At 72.2% G+C, this 16,770-nt stretch carries 17 protein-coding genes; 3 read left to right on the top strand and 14 right to left on the bottom strand.

What is annotated here, in order from left to right:
• Positions 1–3: 3 nt before the first annotated feature.
• The 6 genes from ACFYL6_RS02795 to ACFYL6_RS02770 are packed head-to-tail and all read right to left on the bottom strand — an operon-like array spanning position 4 to position 6,751.
• Positions 4–1,341: a glutamate mutase L gene (locus ACFYL6_RS02795; RefSeq protein ID WP_387166497.1), complete on the bottom strand. Its 1,338-nt coding sequence runs from the start codon at positions 1,339–1,341 to the stop codon at positions 4–6.
• Between the two features lie 40 nt (positions 1,342–1,381).
• Complete coding sequence (locus tag ACFYL6_RS02790; protein WP_387166494.1) at positions 1,382–1,789, bottom strand: hotdog domain-containing protein; 408 nt, start codon at positions 1,787–1,789, stop codon at positions 1,382–1,384.
• Complete coding sequence (locus tag ACFYL6_RS02785) at positions 1,786–2,541, bottom strand: OAM dimerization domain-containing protein (RefSeq protein ID WP_387166491.1); 756 nt, start codon at positions 2,539–2,541, stop codon at positions 1,786–1,788. The genes ACFYL6_RS02790 and ACFYL6_RS02785 overlap by 4 nt, the downstream gene beginning before the upstream one ends.
• Entirely contained in the window at positions 2,538–4,097 is a 1,560-nt protein-coding gene (locus ACFYL6_RS02780; protein ID WP_387166489.1) for a lysine 5,6-aminomutase subunit alpha, read from the bottom strand. Before ACFYL6_RS02780 ends, ACFYL6_RS02785 begins: the two co-directional genes overlap by 4 nt.
• A gap of 34 nt (positions 4,098–4,131) precedes the next feature.
• On the bottom strand, positions 4,132–5,697 hold the full coding sequence (locus ACFYL6_RS02775; RefSeq protein WP_387166486.1) for an amidohydrolase: 1,566 nt from the start codon (positions 5,695–5,697) through the stop codon (positions 4,132–4,134).
• A 4-nt stretch (positions 5,698–5,701) separates the two neighbouring features.
• A complete protein-coding gene (locus tag ACFYL6_RS02770; RefSeq protein ID WP_387166840.1) occupies positions 5,702–6,751 on the bottom strand; it encodes a zinc-binding alcohol dehydrogenase in 1,050 nt (349 codons plus the stop codon).
• A 153-nt stretch (positions 6,752–6,904) separates the two neighbouring features.
• Between ACFYL6_RS02770 and ACFYL6_RS02765 the strand changes: the two genes are divergently transcribed.
• Positions 6,905–8,296, top strand: coding sequence for a KamA family radical SAM protein (locus ACFYL6_RS02765; protein WP_387166483.1), 1,392 nt, complete (start codon positions 6,905–6,907; stop codon positions 8,294–8,296).
• 56 nt (positions 8,297–8,352) lie between these two features.
• On the opposite strand, the gene ACFYL6_RS02760 is transcribed toward ACFYL6_RS02765, so the two are convergent.
• Genes ACFYL6_RS02760 through ACFYL6_RS02750 form a run of 3 tightly spaced genes read right to left on the bottom strand, consistent with a single transcriptional unit; the run spans position 8,353 to position 10,570 of the window.
• Positions 8,353–9,411 carry a hypothetical protein gene (locus tag ACFYL6_RS02760; protein ID WP_387166481.1) on the bottom strand — a complete coding sequence of 353 codons (1,059 nt, stop codon included), beginning with the start codon at positions 9,409–9,411 and terminating at the stop codon, positions 8,353–8,355.
• A complete protein-coding gene (locus ACFYL6_RS02755) occupies positions 9,411–9,974 on the bottom strand; it encodes an RNA polymerase sigma factor (protein ID WP_387166478.1) in 564 nt (187 codons plus the stop codon). Before ACFYL6_RS02755 ends, ACFYL6_RS02760 begins: the two co-directional genes overlap by 1 nt.
• 47 nt (positions 9,975–10,021) lie before the next feature.
• Positions 10,022–10,570, bottom strand: a complete 549-nt coding sequence (locus tag ACFYL6_RS02750) for a TetR/AcrR family transcriptional regulator (RefSeq protein ID WP_387166475.1) — start codon at positions 10,568–10,570, stop codon at positions 10,022–10,024.
• A gap of 113 nt (positions 10,571–10,683) precedes the next feature.
• On the opposite strand from ACFYL6_RS02750, the gene ACFYL6_RS02745 reads away from it, so the two are divergent.
• Entirely contained in the window at positions 10,684–11,628 is a 945-nt protein-coding gene (locus tag ACFYL6_RS02745) for an NADP-dependent oxidoreductase (protein ID WP_387166472.1), read from the top strand.
• A 3-nt stretch (positions 11,629–11,631) separates the two neighbouring features.
• Here ACFYL6_RS02745 and ACFYL6_RS02740 read toward each other — a convergent pair whose 3' ends face one another.
• The gene (locus ACFYL6_RS02740; protein ID WP_387166469.1) at positions 11,632–12,462 is read right to left on the bottom strand and encodes a polysaccharide deacetylase family protein; all 831 of its coding nucleotides are present in this window, start codon (positions 12,460–12,462) and stop codon (positions 11,632–11,634) included.
• Positions 12,463–12,938: 476 nt separating this feature from the next.
• Complete coding sequence (locus ACFYL6_RS02735; RefSeq protein WP_387166466.1) at positions 12,939–13,133, bottom strand: CsbD family protein; 195 nt, start codon at positions 13,131–13,133, stop codon at positions 12,939–12,941.
• A gap of 157 nt (positions 13,134–13,290) precedes the next feature.
• Between ACFYL6_RS02735 and ACFYL6_RS02730 the strand changes: the two genes are divergently transcribed.
• Positions 13,291–13,902: a histidine phosphatase family protein gene (locus ACFYL6_RS02730; RefSeq protein WP_238660603.1), complete on the top strand. Its 612-nt coding sequence runs from the start codon at positions 13,291–13,293 to the stop codon at positions 13,900–13,902.
• Here ACFYL6_RS02730 and ACFYL6_RS02725 read toward each other — a convergent pair.
• From ACFYL6_RS02725 to ACFYL6_RS02715, 3 genes are all read right to left on the bottom strand, one after another.
• Positions 13,832–14,338: an Lrp/AsnC family transcriptional regulator gene (locus ACFYL6_RS02725; RefSeq protein WP_354973887.1), complete on the bottom strand. Its 507-nt coding sequence runs from the start codon at positions 14,336–14,338 to the stop codon at positions 13,832–13,834. The genes ACFYL6_RS02730 and ACFYL6_RS02725 overlap by 71 nt on opposite strands.
• 106 nt (positions 14,339–14,444) lie before the next feature.
• Positions 14,445–15,587 carry an acyl-CoA dehydrogenase family protein gene (locus tag ACFYL6_RS02720; RefSeq protein ID WP_387166462.1) on the bottom strand — a complete coding sequence of 381 codons (1,143 nt, stop codon included), beginning with the start codon at positions 15,585–15,587 and terminating at the stop codon, positions 14,445–14,447.
• Positions 15,584–16,699, bottom strand: coding sequence for a M24 family metallopeptidase (locus ACFYL6_RS02715; protein WP_387166459.1), 1,116 nt, complete (start codon positions 16,697–16,699; stop codon positions 15,584–15,586). Before ACFYL6_RS02715 ends, ACFYL6_RS02720 begins: the two co-directional genes overlap by 4 nt.
• Between the last annotated feature and the right edge of the window lie 71 nt (positions 16,700–16,770).

Genomic DNA, 16,770 nt, shown 5'->3' with positions numbered 1-16,770 from the left:
GTCTCAATGCGTACGCAGATGGTGACGCAGCAGCGCCTGCGCGGCCGCCCGGTGCTCCTCGGCGAGCAGCCCTCCGGCGGCCAACACGTAGTCGGCGTCGACCACCGCGGCGGCGGCACGCGGCAGCGCCCACCCGCCGGCGTGGTCGGCCAGGACCGCCGCCAGGACCTGCCCGGACGCGTCCGCCGGCGCGTGCCGCAGCACCCCACCGGAGCCCACCAGCAGCCGCACGTCGCGCAAATCCCGCCCGGAGCGTTCACCGGTGGCGGCGCCCCGGGCGTGCCGGCGCAACGCCACCGTCGCGGCGAGGGTGGCGATACGCCGGTCCATCCCCCGCTCGACGTCGTCGACGGCCAGGAACGCCGGGTCGGCCGCCCGGCGCGCCGCGGCGGCCGCAAGGTCGTCGGACTCGTCCGCGCTCAGCAGCCGCTCCTCGACGGCGGCCCGGACGACCCCGGGGGCGCTCCACCGCATGCCCAGATCGCCCTCCACGGTGCGGGCCCGCCACAGACTGCCGGCGACCTCCCGGCCCGGCCCGGTGGCCCGCTCGTCCGGCGTGAGCACCGAGTACACGTCGGTGGTGGCCCCACCCACGTCGACCACGGCGAGGTCGCCGCCGAGGGTGTCGGCGAGCACCTCCACACCGGTGAGCACCGCGTCGGGGGTGGCCGCCCGCACCAGCCGCGCGAACCGGGCGCCCCTGGACAGTCGCTTACCGCCGATGACGTGGCGCAGGAACACCGCGCGGATCGCCGCGCGCGCCGACGCCGGGGCGAGCACCCCGATGCGCGGCAGGACGTTGTCGGCGTCGGTGACCGGCACCCCGGCGTCGCGCAGCAGCCCGGTCAGCTGCGCGCGCACGTCGGCGTTGCCCGCGTACACCACGGGTCGGCGCCACCGGACGCGGGCCAGGCGGGTGGCGTTGTGGCTGATGGTGTCGGCGTCGCCGCCGTCGGTGCCGCCCACGAGCAGCACCACGTCCGGGCGGGCCGCCCGCAACGCCGTCAGGTCGGCGGCGCCGAGCCGCCCGGCCGCGACGTGCACCACGTGCGCGCCGGCGGACAACCCGACCCGCCGCCCGGCCTGCGCGGTGACCAGCGGCTCGTAGCCGACCACGGCCAGCCGCAACCCACCGCCGGCCGACGAGCACACGTACCACGGCACGTCGCGGACCCCGAGCCCGGCGGTGGCCGCCGCGACCGCGGCGTCCAGGCCGTGCAACACGTCCGTGCCCACCGTGGTGGGCGCCGACGCCGCGCCGGCCAGGACACCGGCGGCCAGGTCCACCACCGCCACCTTCGTGTACGTGGAACCGACGTCCGCGCAGACCGCCAGGGTCACGAGTTTCCCTGTTCGCGACTGCGGGGCTCGCAAACCCGGCTCACTCCTCGCGACTCACGCTGGCGGCGGGGACGACCACGGTGCCGGTCGCGGTGACCGCCACGACCGGCGGGTCGAGGACCTCGGCGGCGGACGCGGAACGGTCCGGGCGGCCCCGGCACACCACCGCGCAGCTCAACTCCAAGGTGCGGCTACGGGTGCCCACCCGCGCCACCCGCGCGGTCACCTCCACCACGTCCCCGGCGTGCACGGGCGCGTGGAACCGCACGTCGGCGTACCCGGCGAACAGGCCCTCGTCGCCGTCGGTGCGGATGCACACCTCCGTGGCGACGTCGCCGAACAACCCGAGGGCGTACGCCCCGTCGACGAGGTTGCCGGCGTAGTGGGCGTGCGAGTACGGCACATACCGCCGGTGCGTCACCGTCAACCCGAGCCGTGCGTCGGTCATGCCATCGCCTTCCGTTGCGTGATCAGGGCGTGCACGAGGTAGCTGGCCACCTCGCCGGGCGTGGTGCCCCGACCGAAGATCCGGTCCACGCCCAACTCGTCGGTCATCGTCTCGTCGAAGCGGGGGCCACCGACGATCAGCAGCGGCCGCCGCCCCGCCGGCATCGCCTCCCGGAACGCCGCCGACATCTCCCGGGTGTTGTGCAGGTGCGCGTCGCGTTGGGTGACCACCTGAGACACGAGCACCGCGTCGGCCTTCTCCGCCCGGGCGGTCTCCACCAGCTCCGGCACGCTGACCTGCGCGCCCATGTTGGTGACCTTCAACTCCCGGTAGTACTCCAGGCCCTTCTCCCCCGCGATGCCCTTGACGTTGAGGATCGCGTCGATGCCGACGGTGTGCGCGTCGGTGCCGATGCACGCCCCGACCACCGACAGCTTGCGCCGCAACCGCTGCTTGATGACCGTGTTGACGTCCTTCGCCGACAGCAGCGCGAAGTCCCGTTCCACCACCTGCACGGCGTTGAGGTCGACCAGGTGGTTGACCCGCCCGTAGACGACGAAGAACGTGAACCCGTCGCCCATCGGTTTGGCGTGCACCACCATCGCCGGGTCGATGCCCATCTTGTTGGCCAACTGCACCGCCGCGCCCTCGGCGCGCTTGTCGTGGGTCACCGGCAGGGTGAACGACACCTGCACCATCCCGTCACCGGTGGTGTCCCCGTACGGGCGCACGATCTGCTTCTCCCCGCTCACGCGGCGGCCTCCAGGATGTCGGTGGCCGGGTTGCAGTAGTCGGCCTCGTGCGCGGCGACCCCGGACAGGCCCTTGCCGCGGTCCGCGGGCCGCTTCATGATCCCGAAGGTGCCCTCGGCGATCGCCGTGAGCAGCGTCTGCTCCCCGATGCGTTCCAGCAGGTCCAGCGCCTCACCGAGGACCTGGTTGGCGCGGCGGCGGATGAACCCGCCCGGCGCGGGCACGAAGTCCTCGTGCAGCCCACCGGCCGCGCCGAGGACGTAGCGCACGTTCTGCAGGGCGATGTCCCGGTCGGACAACCACGGCGTCACCACCGCCTCGGTCATCATCCCCACCAGCAGGATGCCCTGACCGGTCAGCGCCCCGGCCAGGTTGAAGAACCCGTCGAGCAGGTTGCCCCGGAACACGTCACCGGTCATGTGCTTCGTCGGCGGCATCCACTTCAACGGCGCGTCGGGGAACAACTCCCGGGCCAGCAACGCGTGCGCCAACTCCAACCGGAACGACTCCGGCACCTCCGGGTTGATCTCGAACGCGTGCCCCAACCCCAACTGCCAGTCCGCCAACCCCGCCTCGTGCGCGAAGAACTCGTTGAGCAGCTGCGACACCGTCACCGTGTGCGCCTCGTCGACCGCGTCCGCGGTGGTCAGGTAGTTGTCCTCACCGGTGTTGATGATGATCCCGGCGCGGGCGTGCACCTGCCGGGAGAACCGCTGGTCGACGAACGTGCGCACCGGGTTGATGTCGCGGAACAGGATCCCGTACATCGAGTCGTTCAACATCATGTCGAGGCGTTCCAGCCCGGCCAGCGTGGCCATCTCCGGCATGCACAGCCCCGACGCGTAGTTGGTCAACCGCACGTAGCGGCCCACCTCCTTCGACGACTCGTCCAACGCCGCGCGCATCAACCGGAAGTTCTCCTGCGTGGCGTACGTGCCGGCGAACCCCTCCCGGGTCGCGCCCTCGGGCACGTAGTCCAGCAACGACTGCCCGGTGGAGCGGATCACCGCGATCACGTCCGCACCGGCCCGCGCCGCCGCCTGCGCCTGCGGAATGTCCTCGTAGATGTCACCGGTGGCGACGATCAGGTAGATCCACGGCCGCTGCGCCGGGTCGCCGTGGCGTTTCACCAGACGGTCCCGCTCGGCGCGCCGCCGGTCGATGCGCCGGATGCCCGCGCCGACCGCCTTGCGCGCCGCCGACCGGGCGGCCGTCGCGGCCCGCCCGGTGGGCTGGGTGAACCGCACCGACCCGGCGGCGGCCTTCTGCGCCAGCAACGTCACGTCGGTGCTGCCGTCGCGGACCAGGGCGTCGAACACCGGCACCGCCACCCCGTGACCCAACCCCACGTCCGCGGCGACCGCGTCGACGAGCCGGTTCACCCACGGGATGCCGTCCGGGTCGGCGCCGCTCACCCCGGCCAACCGCAGCACCGCCCGCTCCACCGACACCGTGGTGTGGCTGCGGGCCAGGTCCACCACCGGCTGCCCGGCCCGACGCGCCAACTCCCGCGCCCGCGCCACCAGCACCGGATCAAGATCAAGCTTCCCGGTCACGCCGTCGCCCCCGCCACATCGATCAACCGCTCGCTCACGACGACCCTTCCTCGTAGATGACCTCACCGCGCAGCACCAGGCGCCGGCACACCGGCAGCGGCGTCGGGTCGCCCGGACCCCGCTGCTCCGGGTCCTCGGCCTGCAACACCGGCAGACCCCGCTCCACCCCCGCCGGCGTCGACCACACCGCGAACGTCGCCGGCGCACCCAGCGCCAGGACCCCCTCGACGTCCAGGTGCACCGCCCGCCACCCACCACGGGTGTGCGCCGCGAACGCCGAGCGCACACCCATCCGCTGCGCCGGGTTGTGGTGCGCCACCGCCGCCCGCACCGACCCCCACGGGTCCAGCGGCGTCACCGGCGAGTCCGACCCGAACGCCAACGCCACCCCCACCGAGTGCATCGCACCCATCGGGTTCGACTCCAACGACCGGTCCAACCCCAACCGCGCCTCGTACATCCGGCCCGCGCCACCCCACAACCGGTCGAACGCCGGCTGCATGCTCGCCACCACCCCGTACTCGACGAACCGCGCGATCAACTGCTTGTTCATGATCTCCGCGTGCTCGATGCGGTGCCGGGCCGCCCGCAACCGCTCCAGCCCCACCGTCCGGGCCGCCGCCGCGAACCCGTCCAGGACGGTGCCGATCGCCGCGTCACCGATGGCGTGGAACCCGCCCTGCATGCCGTGCGCCGCGCAGTCCAACAGGTGGTCACGCACCTGCTCGGCCGTCAGGTACCCGTGCCCGCAGCCGGCACCGTCGCCGTACGGCTGCGACACGTGCGCCGTGCGCGAGCCCAACGCCCCGTCGGCGAACAGGTCCCCACCGGCGCCGACCGCGCCCAACTCCCGGGCCCGCGCCGCGCCACCCAACTCACCCCAGTACCCGTACACCTCCGGCAACCCCGCGCCGGAGATGCCCAGCAGACCGGTGAAGTCCTCCTCGTCGGAGATCTCCGGGCCACCGCACTCGTGCACCGCCGCGATCCCCAACGACGCCGCGTGGGCCAGGGCCACCCGCTGCGCCGCGACCCGCTGCGCCCGACTCACCGACCCCTGCGCGGCCGCCCGCACCACGTGGTGCGCGTCGCGCCGCAACCACCCCGACGCGTCGTACCCGGCCGCCTGCGCCGCCTGCGGGCACGCCGCCAGCAACGCCGACGACACCAGCGCCGAGTGGATCGACGCCTGCGACAGGTACACCCGCCGACCAGCGGCGGCCCGGTCCAGCGCCGCCGCGTCCGGCAACGTCGGATCCGACCAGCCCGACTCGTCCCAGCCGTGACCCAGCACCACCGCGTCCGCCGGCAGGCCCGCCGCGAAGGCCGCCACCGCGTCGAGCAGCTGACCCGCCGAGCGCACCCCGGACAACTCCAGCCCGGACAACGCCAACCCGGTGTCGGTGGCGTGCACGTGCGCGTCAACGAACGCCGGCGTCACCAACGCCCCACCCAGGTCCACCACCCGGTCGGCCGGCGGCGCGTCACCGTCGGTCCCCAACCAGGCGATCCGCCCACCGGACACCAGCAGCGCGGTGGCGCTCGGGTCGGCGGGGCAGTGCAGCACGCCGCCGCGGTACAACGTCGAGGGGTTCGTCATGACCTCAGTCTGCCGCGACCCGCGCCGCGAAGAGCTGACGCACCCCCGGCTCGGCCCGCAGCAGCCCCAACGCCAACTCCGCGTGCCCCGGCACGTACCCGTTGCCCACCAGCATCGTCACGTCCGCCGCCAGCCCCTCCGCGCCCAACGCTGCCGCGGAGAAGCTCGTCGCCATCGAGAAGAAGATCACTGTGCCGCCGTCCGCGGTGGCCAGCACCGCCCCGTGCTCACACCCCGGCACGTCCACGCAGACCACCGTCACGTCCGCCGGCGCACCCAGCGCCGTGGTCACCGCCGTGGACAACCCCACCGGGTCACGCGCGTCGGCCAACGCCACCACCGACGCCAGGCCGGCGGCCGTCAGCGCGTCGCGCTCCGCCGCCACCGGCACCACCCCGACGGTACGCGCGGCGCCCGCCCGTCGCGCCGCGGCGAGGGACAGCGACCCACTCTTGCCGGCCCCGCCGATCACCGCGACCCGCACCGGCGTCGGATCACCGCTTCGCTGGCGCTCCTCGACGTAGCGCGACACCACCCGGGCGGTCAGCGCGGGCGCCCCGCACACGTCCAGCACGGCGAGGGACAACTGCGGGTCCTCGTCGTCGGGCAGCACCGCGGCGATGGACCGCGCGAACAGGATCGCCCACCCGTCACAGGGCACCTGCTCGCTGCGCCCGTCCCAGCGGGCCAACCCATCGGTGATCACCAGCGGCGTCAGCGTCAACGACACCAGGGTGGCGACCCGCTCCCCCGCCCTGAGCCCCAGCGGGGACCGCCGACCGGCCTCCTCGACCGTGCCGATCAGCATCCCACCGGACCCGGTCACCGGGTTCTGCATTTTCCCCCGGGTTGCGATGATCTCCAGCACCTCGGCGCGGACCGCGTCACCGTTCCCGCCGTGCTTCTCCGACAACTGCCGGAAGCTCGCCGCGTCCAGGTTGAGCCGCTGCACCCGGATCCGCACCTCGTTCGGCGCGATCGCCGCCGACGTGTCCAGGCGCCAGGCCGCCTGCGGCAGCACCCCTGTCGGCTGCACGACGCGGTGCAGTCCCACCGGTGACGTCACGCCAACCTCCCCCTGCCAGCCGTTCGAAGCCCCGGTCAAGGCTCGCGTAACGGGAAAACTTACGGCAGACTAGTTTCTGTACCGAATATTTTCCAGTAGCCTTCGGGCTTCGATGATCAGCCGTAACACCGAGGAGGGGCCGTGACCCAGACCATCCCGCACCCCCGTCACGTCCCGGCCGCCACACCGACCGCCGGGCAGCCGTACGAGTACCACCGCCGCCCCCTGGTCGAGCCCGACTGGACCCGCTTCCCCGGCTGGCGCCACGTCACCCGCGACCAGTGGGAATCCGCCCAGTGGCAGCGCGTCAACTGCGTCAAGAACACCAAGCAGCTCCGCGCCGTCTTCGGTGACCTGATCGACGACACCTTCTACGCCGACCTCGAGGCCGACCAGAAGGCCCTGGCCACCATGTCCATGCTGGTGCCACCACAAATGATCAACACGATGGTGCCGTTCGCGACCCTCACCACCGAGGCGCTGCTCGCCGACCCCATCCGCCGCTACATGATCCCGGTCGCCTCCGACCGACGCACCGACTGGCCCTCACACCCCTACGCCAGCCGCGACAGCCTCCACGAGCACGACATGTGGGTCGCCGAAGGGCTCACCCACCGCTACCCCACCAAGGTCCTCGCCGAACTGCTCTCCACCTGCCCCCAGTACTGCGGGCACTGCACCCGCATGGACCTCGTCGGCAACTCCACCCCCGCCGTCGACAAACTCAAACTCACCCTCAAGCCCGTCGACCGCTACGACGCCCACATCGCCTACCTCAAGGCCCACGCCGGCGTCCGCGACGTGGTCGTCTCCGGCGGCGACGTGGCCAACGTCCCCTGGCGCAACCTCGAGTCGTACCTCATGCGCCTGCTGGAACTGGAGACGGTCCGCGACATCCGGCTCGCCACCAAAGCCCTCATGGGCCTACCCCAACACTGGCTGCAACCCGACGTCGTCGAGGGCCTGGAGCGCGTCGCCCGCACCGCCGCCCGCCGCGGCGTCAACCTCGCCATCCACACCCACGTCAACCACGCCCAGTCGCTCACCCCACTGGTCGCCAAGGCCGCCCAGACCGCCCTCGACGTCGGCGTCCGCGACGTCCGCAACCAGGGCGTGCTCATGCGCGGCGTCAACGCCACCACCCCGGAACTGCTCGACCTCTGTTTCGCCCTCCAAGGCGAAGCCGGGATCCTGCCGTACTACTTCTACATGTGCGACATGATCCCCAACGCCGAACACTGGCGGGTCCCGGTCTGGCACGCCCAGCAACTCCAGCACGACATCATGGGCTACCTGCCCGGCTACGCCACCCCCCGCATCGTCTGCGACGTCCCGTTCGTCGGGAAGCGCTGGGTGCACATGCTCACCGACTACGACCGTGAGCGCGGCATCTCCTACTGGACGAAGAACTACCGCACCTCCATCGAATCGGCCGACCTGGAGGCGCTCAACAAGCGCTACGCCTACTACGACCCGATCGACACCCTGCCCGCCAACGGCCAGCAGTGGTGGAACGACCACCGCGACGACTGACCCCACCGACAGCGGCGCCCCCGGGAAGACCACGCCGGGGGCGCCGCTGTCTTCCGTCACTGGCAGCCCAAGCCCTGGACGTAGGAAGGCCGCAGGGTCCCGGCCGAAATCTCGTCGGCGTACTCCCAGAACACCTCCGGCCAGTCACCGACCCGGTCCAGGTCCCGCAGCACCCGCCACCCGTGACTGCCCCGCAACACGTCGACGGCCCGCCGCACCCCGGCCTCGTCCCCGCTCGCCCTCGCCCGCTGCCACTCCGCGATCCACCCGCAGCCGACCCGGGACGTCACACCCACACCGAAATGGTACGAGTCACTCACGCCAATGTCCTCCAGCGCCGCGACGTCGAACCCGGGCGGCAGCGGCACATCGACGAGCACCTTCGCCGCCCTCTCCCCCACCGGCATGACCATCTCCGCCGGAAGCGCGGCCAACCACGTCCGCGCGTCCACCCGGACGATGTCCGCGAGAACCCTGTCTAGGTCCTCGCGCGACCAGTTCCCGGAGGTGCTCATCTCCACCAACACGTTGTCGTGGGGACGCAACAGCACCGTGAAATCACCGTTGAGGTTCTGGAACAGATCACCCGGCCAACCAGCGACCCGCACCGACTTCGGAGGACCGTCGGCCAGCCGATCGGAATAGCGATACGTGTACACCCACGCCGAATACCAGTTCATCTCCAACTCCCGCTCACCCCGGCGAAAACGGATCATGCCCTGCTCCTCGGCGAACCCCGACAGATCAGTCACCTTCCAGCCAGACCGATCGATCAGCAGCCGCGGGTTCCGCTCCGCCGCCGCCAGCGCCAACGGCGAAAAGACCACACCCGGGTCGACAGTGGCTATCGGCGAGACCCCTCGGTCCTCGGACTGCCCACGCACCACGATGGACACCGGCACGACACTGACGAGGACGGCTGCCGCCGCGACGACGCCTGCGAAACCACGCACCCGCAACCGCCGCCGCGGCACCTCGACGACACGATCGAGCTTCGACTCGGACAGGATCTCCTCCAGCAGGTCCTGTTTCACCCCGCCGAGTTCTCCCAGCACACCGAGCCGACCCGGGTCGGCATCCCGAACCAGCCGGTCAAACTGCTCCTCGGCGCTCATCAGTCCTCCTTCCCGGTGGATGCGGTCAACACGTCGAGCACATGTCCGGGCGGCCCCGGATCGTCACCGACCAGCCCCCGCAACCTCGCCCGCGCCCGCGACAACCGGGTCCGAACCACGGCGGAACCCACCCCCAGCACGGCAGCCACCTCATGCGGCCGCAGACCCTCCCAGACGGTGAGCATCAGCACCTCCCGGTCCCCCTCAGCCAGACCCGCCAACGCCGCCCGAACCGCAAGCCGCTCCGGCACCTCACTCCCCGGATCGGCGACCGAACCGATGATCTGCTGGCGTAACCGCTCACCGAGGCGCTCCCGGCGAACGCCACCGCGGTGCTGGTTGGCCAACACCCGCCGGGCCACCCCGTACAGCCACAGCCGAGCCTCACCGCCGTCCGGAATGTCCCGCCGGCGACGCCACGCCACCAGGAAGGTCTCCGCGACGACGTCGGCCGCATCCTCCGGATGCGCGACACGGCGCAACGCGTACGCCAACAGCGCCTCGAAGTCCTCGGCGTAGACCCGCCGGAAGCGGTCCTCGTCCTGCTCTGTCCCTGAGCTCACATCCAGTCCATGTCCGGTGCGACGACAACCGTGACAGCCCGCACCGGTCAGGCGCGGATACCGGCGAGCACCAGATCGGCGACCCGACCGATCACCCGGGCGCTCGTCGCTGCAGGCAACCGCCGAAGCGACGCGATGGCCAACAGACCGGCCCGCACGTCGTTCACGTCGACGCCGTCGCGCAGCACACCCGCCGCCCGCGCCCGCCCGACCAGCACGGTCAACGCCTGCGCGTGCTCCCGCCGCTCCCGCTGAAACGCCGCACTCACCTCACCCGGCCCCAACAACGCCTCGTTGAGCGCCCGGTCATGGATCTGCCGCTCGGCGAACTCGCGCACCACGCCGGACAAAGCCCGCCACGGGTCCGGGTCATCGAGCGCCCGGCGCACCTGCACACCGCAATCGTCCACCCGCTCAGCCAGGACCGTCGCCACCAACTCCGTACGCGTCGGGAAGTGCCGGTACAGGGTCGCCACACCCACCCCCGCCCGTCGCGCCACCTCCCGCATGGGCACCTCAAGCCCTTCCGACGCGAACGCCTCCCGTGCCGCCGCCACCACCCGGTCACGGTTGAACCGGGCATCGGCACGCTGCATCTGAGACATCTCCGCCCGGCCTCCCTCTCACTTCACCCCACAGCGGAACAGCTGCTCCGTTTCCCGCCTACGGTACGACCATCACCACGTCACCCCAGGCAGAGGAGCCCCTGATGTTCGCCGTGCAGTACGACCGGTTCGGCGGCCCCGAGGTACTCCACCTCGGCACCACCGACGCGCCACAGCCCCGAGCCGGCCAGATCCGCATCCGCGTCCAGGCCGCCGGCGTCTCCCCCGTCGACGTCGGCCTCCGCTCCGGCCGTACCCCGATGAGCGCCCAACTACCGCTGCCCCACATTCCCGGGGTCGACGCGGCCGGCATCGTCGACGAGATCGGCGACGAGGTCGAGGGCGTGACCCTCGGCGACCACGTCTTCGGTATCGTCGAACTGGCCAGACTCGGCGGCGCGAGCGCACAGTTCGCGGTACTACAGCTCTGGACGCACAAGCCCACCACCATGCCGTGGGCCCAGGCGGGCGCGGCGGGCACCAGCATCGAGACCGCCACGCGGGCTCTCGACCTGTTGGAACTACGGCCCGGCATGACACTCCTCGTCGACGGCGCCGCTGGTGGCGTCGGCAGCACCGCCGTCCAACTCGCCGCAGCCCGCGGCGTCCACGTCATCGGCACCGCCCGCGCCGACAACCACGACCTCCTCCGTCAGCTCGGGACGACACCGGTCACCTACGGCCCCGACCTCACCAACCGCCTCGACGCCCTGGGCGTGACCCGGATCGACCGCGCCCTCGACGTCGCCGGCGCCGGGTCGCTGACCGAACTGCTCCACCTCACCGGCGACCCGACAGCGGTGCTCACCCTGGCCGACTTCACCGCCCCCACCCACGGCGTCCGCCTGTCCATGGGACAACTGGCCGGCGAACCCGACGGCCGCCACGGCCTGCCCGCAGCAGCCGACCTGTTCACCGAGGGCCGGTTCAGGGTGCCAATCGAAGCGACCTTCCCGCTGGAGAAGGCACCCGACGCGCACCACACGGCCGAGCACGGATCCCGCCGCGGAAAGATCGTCCTGACCGTCGACGACGTGCGGGAGAGCTGAGTCTCAGCCGGCCGCCAGCACCTCGGACAATGGCGCCGGCACCAACCCTCGCTCCCGCAACCCGGCCAGGATGTGCGGCAACGCCTCATCGGTCATCGCCGCGTTCGCCTCGGTCACATGCATGATGACCACCGACCCGGGGCGGACGTGGTCCACCACCGCCCGCACCAACGGCTTCCACGCCGTCGCGAACGGGTCACCGCTGACCACGTCCCCGTCGACCACCGTCACCCCCAGCGGCGCCAACGCGTCCAGCGCCGCCGCGTCGTGGCACAACCCCGGAAACCGGAAGTACCGGGTCTGCCGACCGCCGTACGGCGCGATCACCTCGAACGTCTTCGCCACATCGCCGGCCAACTCCTTGACGGGCAGCCGCGGCAGGTCGTAACAGTCGGCGGTGAACGCCGCGTGCCCGTAGGTGTGGTTGGCCAACTCGAAGCGCGGATTCTTCGCGATCCGCCGGGTCACGTCCGGGTACCGCTGCACCCACTTGCCGGTCAGGAAGAACGTCGCCGGCACCTGCTCGCGCTCCAGCAGGTCGAGGATGCGCAGGTTCGCGTACGACGTCACCCGGCCGGCCCGCAGGCTGGCCAGCATCCCGTCGGTCATGTCCGCGTCGAAGGTCAACGCGACCTTGGCGCCGGTACGCGGGCCGTGATCCACCACCGGTGCCCTGGTCCCCACCACCGTCGCCCCCGGCACAGCCGGCGGGGTGGCGGGAGGCGTCGACGTCGGAACCACAGGCGATGCGCTGGCCGACGGCACGGCGCTGGCCGACGGCACGGCCGCGGAGGCGGACGAGCCGACGAAGACCGGCCGCTCCGGCGGTGGCACCCGGGACGCCGTGCACGCGACACTGCCGACAACGGCCGCCGCAACCAGTACGCCACACCCCAATGGGCGAAGCCGGGGTCGGATCACGCGGCAGATCATCGCAGACGCGAAACCGCCTCACTGCCCCGCGCGTACCGTCTCGAACTCCGCCCACCACACCCGTGCGAACGTCCCGCCGCGCGACGCAGGCGGCGGCGCGCGTTACGTCCGTCGGGCGGTGCCGCTCCGGTAAGCGCTATACCTCAGAGGTATAAAAATGACTCCCTGGTATATGGCTCACCAGCGACACTCCCGCCCGCGAGGGCGCCGAGGCCGCCTCCCACAGTCGGGTTACGCGGGCCCGCCGCGAGGGGCGCACATCACGACCGCCACGAACACCCCGCCGTACGCGACGCAGCACGGTCACCGGACGGCAGTGGCACACGCGCCGAGTCCCCGGCAGGCAATGCCTCCCGGGGACCCGTGGACCGCTCAGGTCACTTCGTGAAGGAGTCCTTCACGTTGCGACCGGCGTCCTTGACGTTCTCACCGGCCTGCTTGGCGCGCGCGTCGCTCTGCTGACTGGCGCCCTCGCCGCGCATCTGCTCGTTGTCGGTCATGTCGCCGACGCGCTCCCTCGCGGCGCCGGCCATCTGCTCGACCTTGTTCCGTGCCTTCTCGGTGAAGCTCATCGCGCCTCCTCGGTCTGGCGGTTGTCTGGGCTCGCTTGCCCGGTCTCCAGGTGCCGAAACCGGCGGTGCCGGTCGGCACCGCCGCTAGGGCATCCTAGGACGATAGGTTGTGGAAGGGTCGGCTATCCGGCCTGCCCCACGATGGTTAACTGACCGCATGGGAGAGCTCCTGCTGATCCGGCACGGCGAGACCACCTGGAGCGCCAGCCTGCGGCACACCTCGTACACCGACCTGGAGCTGACCCCCGACGGCGAGCGACAGGCCCGCACCCTGGCCGCGTTCCTGGCCGGCCGGCGCTTCGTCACCGTGCTGGCCAGCCCCCGCTCCCGAGCGCTGCGCACCGCGCAGCTGGCCGGGCTCACCGTGGACGGCGTCGACGAGGACCTCAGCGAGTGGAACTACGGCGAGTACGAGGGCCGCACCACCGTCGACATCCACGACGACGATCCGCACTGGAACATCTGGACCGACGGCTGCCCCGGCGGGGAGTCCCCCGCGCAGGTGGGCGAACGGGTCGACCGGGTGCTGGCCCGCGTCACCCCGCTGCTCGACCGGGGCACCGTCGCGCTGGTCGGGCACGCGCACAGCCTGCGGGTGCTCGGTGCCCGCTGGATCGGCCTGCCGCCGTCCGCAGGTGGGCGGCTACGCCTCGAAACCGCCACGGTCAGCGCGCTCGGTCACGAACACGGCCGGCAGGTCATCCTGCGGTGGAACCAGCCGGCTCCTCCGGCACCCGGGACCGCGACCGACTCGGTGCCGCAGCGCTGATCTTCGGTGGCCGGTTCTCGTACGGCGTGGACAACACCACTGTCGTCCGGGTCGTGACGTTCGCCGAGGTGCGGATCTCCTGGAGCACCCGCTCCAGGTCGGTGGGGCTGGCCACCCGCACCAGCAGCAGGTAGAAGTCCTCCCCCGCCACCGAGTAGCAAGAGTCGATCTCCGGCAGGTGGGCCAGCCGCTCCGGGGCGTCGTCCGGCTGCGACGGATCGAACGGCCGGATCGCCACGAACGCGGTCAGCGGCAGGTCCAGCGCCTCGAACGACACCCGGGCGGCGTACCCCTTGATCACCCCACGCTGCTCCAGCCGACGGACCCGCTGGTGCACGGCGGACACCGACAGCCCCACCCGCTCGGCCAGGTCGGTGTACGACAGACGGCCGTCGGCGGTCAGCGCGGCGACGATAGCGCGGTCGATCTCCTCCACGGCGTGCAACCTACCGGGAAAACCGCCGCACGGCGACGAGGTACCCGAGTGGCGGGCCGCGGTGGACCTTGACGCGCCCACCGCAGCCCCACCACCACGCACCTTGTCAGTCCCTGGCCAGCGCCCGGGAGATCACCATCCGCTGGATCTGGTTGGTGCCCTCCACGATCTGCAACACCTTCGCCTCACGCATGTACCGCTCCACCGGGTGGTCGGCCACGTAACCCGCGCCGCCGAGCACCTGCACCGCGTCGGTGGTCACCCGCATCGCCATGTCGGTGGCGAAGAGCTTCGCCTTGGCCGCCTCGATCGCGTACGGGCGGCCGGCGTCGCGCAGCCGGGCCGCCGCCAGGGTCAGCGCGCGGGCGGCGGAGACCTGGGTGGCCGCGTCGGCGAGGAGGAACCCCAGCCCCTGGAAGTCGATGATGGAGCGCCCGAACTGCTGCCGTTCCCGGGCGTAGGAGACCGCGTAGTCCAGGGCGGCCTGGGCCAGCCCGACCGCGCAGGCCGCGATGCCCAGCCGGCCGGAGTCCAGCGCGGACATCGCGATGGTGAAGCCCATCCCCTCGCCGCCGATCAACCGGTCGGCCGGCACCCGCGCCTCGTCGAAGGCGATCTGCGCCACCGGCGAGGCGCGCAGCCCCATCGTCCGCTCGGCCGCCTGCGGGGTGATACCGGCCGTGCCCGCGTCGACGAGCAGGCAGGAGATGCCCTTGGGACCGGGCCCTCCGGTGCGGCAGAAGACGTTGTAGAAGTCGGCCGCCCGAGCGTGGGTGATCCACGCCTTGGTGCCGGAGACCAGGTACGCGTCGCCGTCCCGGTCCGCCCGGGTGGTCAGCGCCGCCGCGTCCGAGCCACCCTGCGGCTCGGAGAGGCAGTACGCGCCCAGCAACTCGCCGCCGAGCATGTCGGGCAGCAGCTTGCGCTGCTCGTCGCTGCCGAACGCCGCCACCGGGTAGCAGGACAGCGTGTGCACGCTGACCGCCTCGGCCACCGCGAGCCACCGGCTGGCCAGGATCTCCAGCACCTGCAGGTACACCTCGTACGGCTGCGCCGCGCCGCCGTACTCCTCGGGGTAGGGCAGGCCGAGCAGGCCGGCCCGGCCCAGCGTCCGCAGCACCTCGCGGGGGAACTCGGCGCGTTCCTCGAAGGCCGCGGCCTTCGGCGCGAGCTCGCGGTCGGCGAGCTCGGTGGCGAGACCCAGCAGGTCGTGGGCCTCGTCGGTGGGGAGGATCCGGTCGACAGTCATAGCGCGATGAGCTCCGTGGGGGTGGTGTTGAGCCGTTGCACGCCGTCCGTTGTGCAGACGACGATGTCCTCGATGCGGGCGCCGTGCCGGCCCGCCAGGTAGATGCCCGGTTCGATGGAGAACGCCATGCCGGCTTCGAGGGGTCGGTCGTTACCGGCCACCAGGTACGGCTCCTCGTGCCCGTCCAGACCGATGCCGTGGCCGGTGCGGTGCAGGAACGCGGGACCGTAGCCGGCGGCGGCGATCGGCGCCCGGGCCGCGGCGTCGGCCGCCGCGCCGGTGATCCCGGGCCGCACCGCCTCGACGGCGTCGCGCTGGGCGTCGCGCAGCACCGCGTAGTAGTCCAGGAAGTCGGCCGGCGCCGGGCCGCCCGCCAGGTAGGTGCGGGTGCAGTCCGAGCGGTAGCCCGACGCCATCGTGCCGCCGATGTCGACCACCACCGGCTCGCCGACGCCGATCGGACGGTCGGAGGTGCCGTGGTGCGGGCTGGCCGCGTTGGGCCCGGCTGCCACGATGACGAAGTCGACGGTGACGTGCCCGGCGGCGCGGATCGCCGCGGCGATGTCGGCGCCGACCTCGGCCTCGGTGCGACCGGGGCGCAGCCACTCGCCCATCCGCAGGTGCACCTCGTCGATCGCCGCGCCGGCCTCGGCGAGCGCCGCGACCTCCGCCGGGGACTTGCGGATCCGCAGCTCGCGCAGCACCTCCCCGGCGAGCCGTTGCGCGGCGTCGGGCAGCGCCGCGCGCAGGCCGAGGACCTGCTCGGCCCACATCCGGTCGGCGAGCCCGACCGCCGCGACCGGGCCGTCGAGGGCAGCGACCACCAGGGGGTACGGGTCGGTGCCGTCGACGTGGTCGACGATGCGTACGCCGGTCGCCGGCGCGGGGGACGCCTCGGCGGCCGGGCGTTCGAGGCGGGGCACGACGAGGGTCGGTTCACCCTCGGCGGGCAGCACCAGGCAGGTCAGCCGCTCCCCCGCGTGGGCGTCGTACCCGGTCAGGTACCGCAGGTCGGAGCCGGGGGTGAGCAGCAGGGCGTCCAGGCCGGCGGCGGCCGTGGCGCGCTGCGCGGCGATCAGCCGATCCGGCGGGTACAGCTCGTCGATTCCCACCCCGTCAGCTTAACGGTCGTTTGGGCAAACCCCCTATTGACGCCGGCTGGCCGGAAATCCATCGATGTTGA

The sequence above is a fragment of the Micromonospora sp. NPDC007208 genome (genome assembly GCF_042869175.1).
GTDB lineage: Bacteria > Actinomycetota > Actinomycetes > Mycobacteriales > Micromonosporaceae > Micromonospora > Micromonospora foliorum.
Note: the sequence above shows the minus strand (reverse complement) of the source record. Positions and strands in the feature narration are given on the sequence as shown.

Excerpts from the sequence above, each read along its gene's own strand:
- ACFYL6_RS02775 (WP_387166486.1), bottom strand. The coding sequence starts at position 5,697 with ATGACGAACCCCTCGACGTTGTACCGCGGCGGCGTGCTGCACTGCCCC.
- ACFYL6_RS02745 (WP_387166472.1), top strand. The coding sequence starts at position 10,684 with ATGTTCGCCGTGCAGTACGACCGGTTCGGCGGCCCCGAGGTACTCCAC.
- ACFYL6_RS02760 (WP_387166481.1), bottom strand. The coding sequence starts at position 9,411 with ATGAGCGCCGAGGAGCAGTTTGACCGGCTGGTTCGGGATGCCGACCCG.
- ACFYL6_RS02730 (WP_238660603.1), top strand. The coding sequence starts at position 13,291 with ATGGGAGAGCTCCTGCTGATCCGGCACGGCGAGACCACCTGGAGCGCC.
- ACFYL6_RS02735 (WP_387166466.1), bottom strand. The coding sequence starts at position 13,133 with ATGAGCTTCACCGAGAAGGCACGGAACAAGGTCGAGCAGATGGCCGGC.
- ACFYL6_RS02720 (WP_387166462.1), bottom strand. The coding sequence starts at position 15,587 with ATGACTGTCGACCGGATCCTCCCCACCGACGAGGCCCACGACCTGCTG.
- ACFYL6_RS02790 (WP_387166494.1), bottom strand. The coding sequence starts at position 1,789 with ATGACCGACGCACGGCTCGGGTTGACGGTGACGCACCGGCGGTATGTG.
- ACFYL6_RS02750 (WP_387166475.1), bottom strand. The coding sequence starts at position 10,570 with ATGCAGCGTGCCGATGCCCGGTTCAACCGTGACCGGGTGGTGGCGGCG.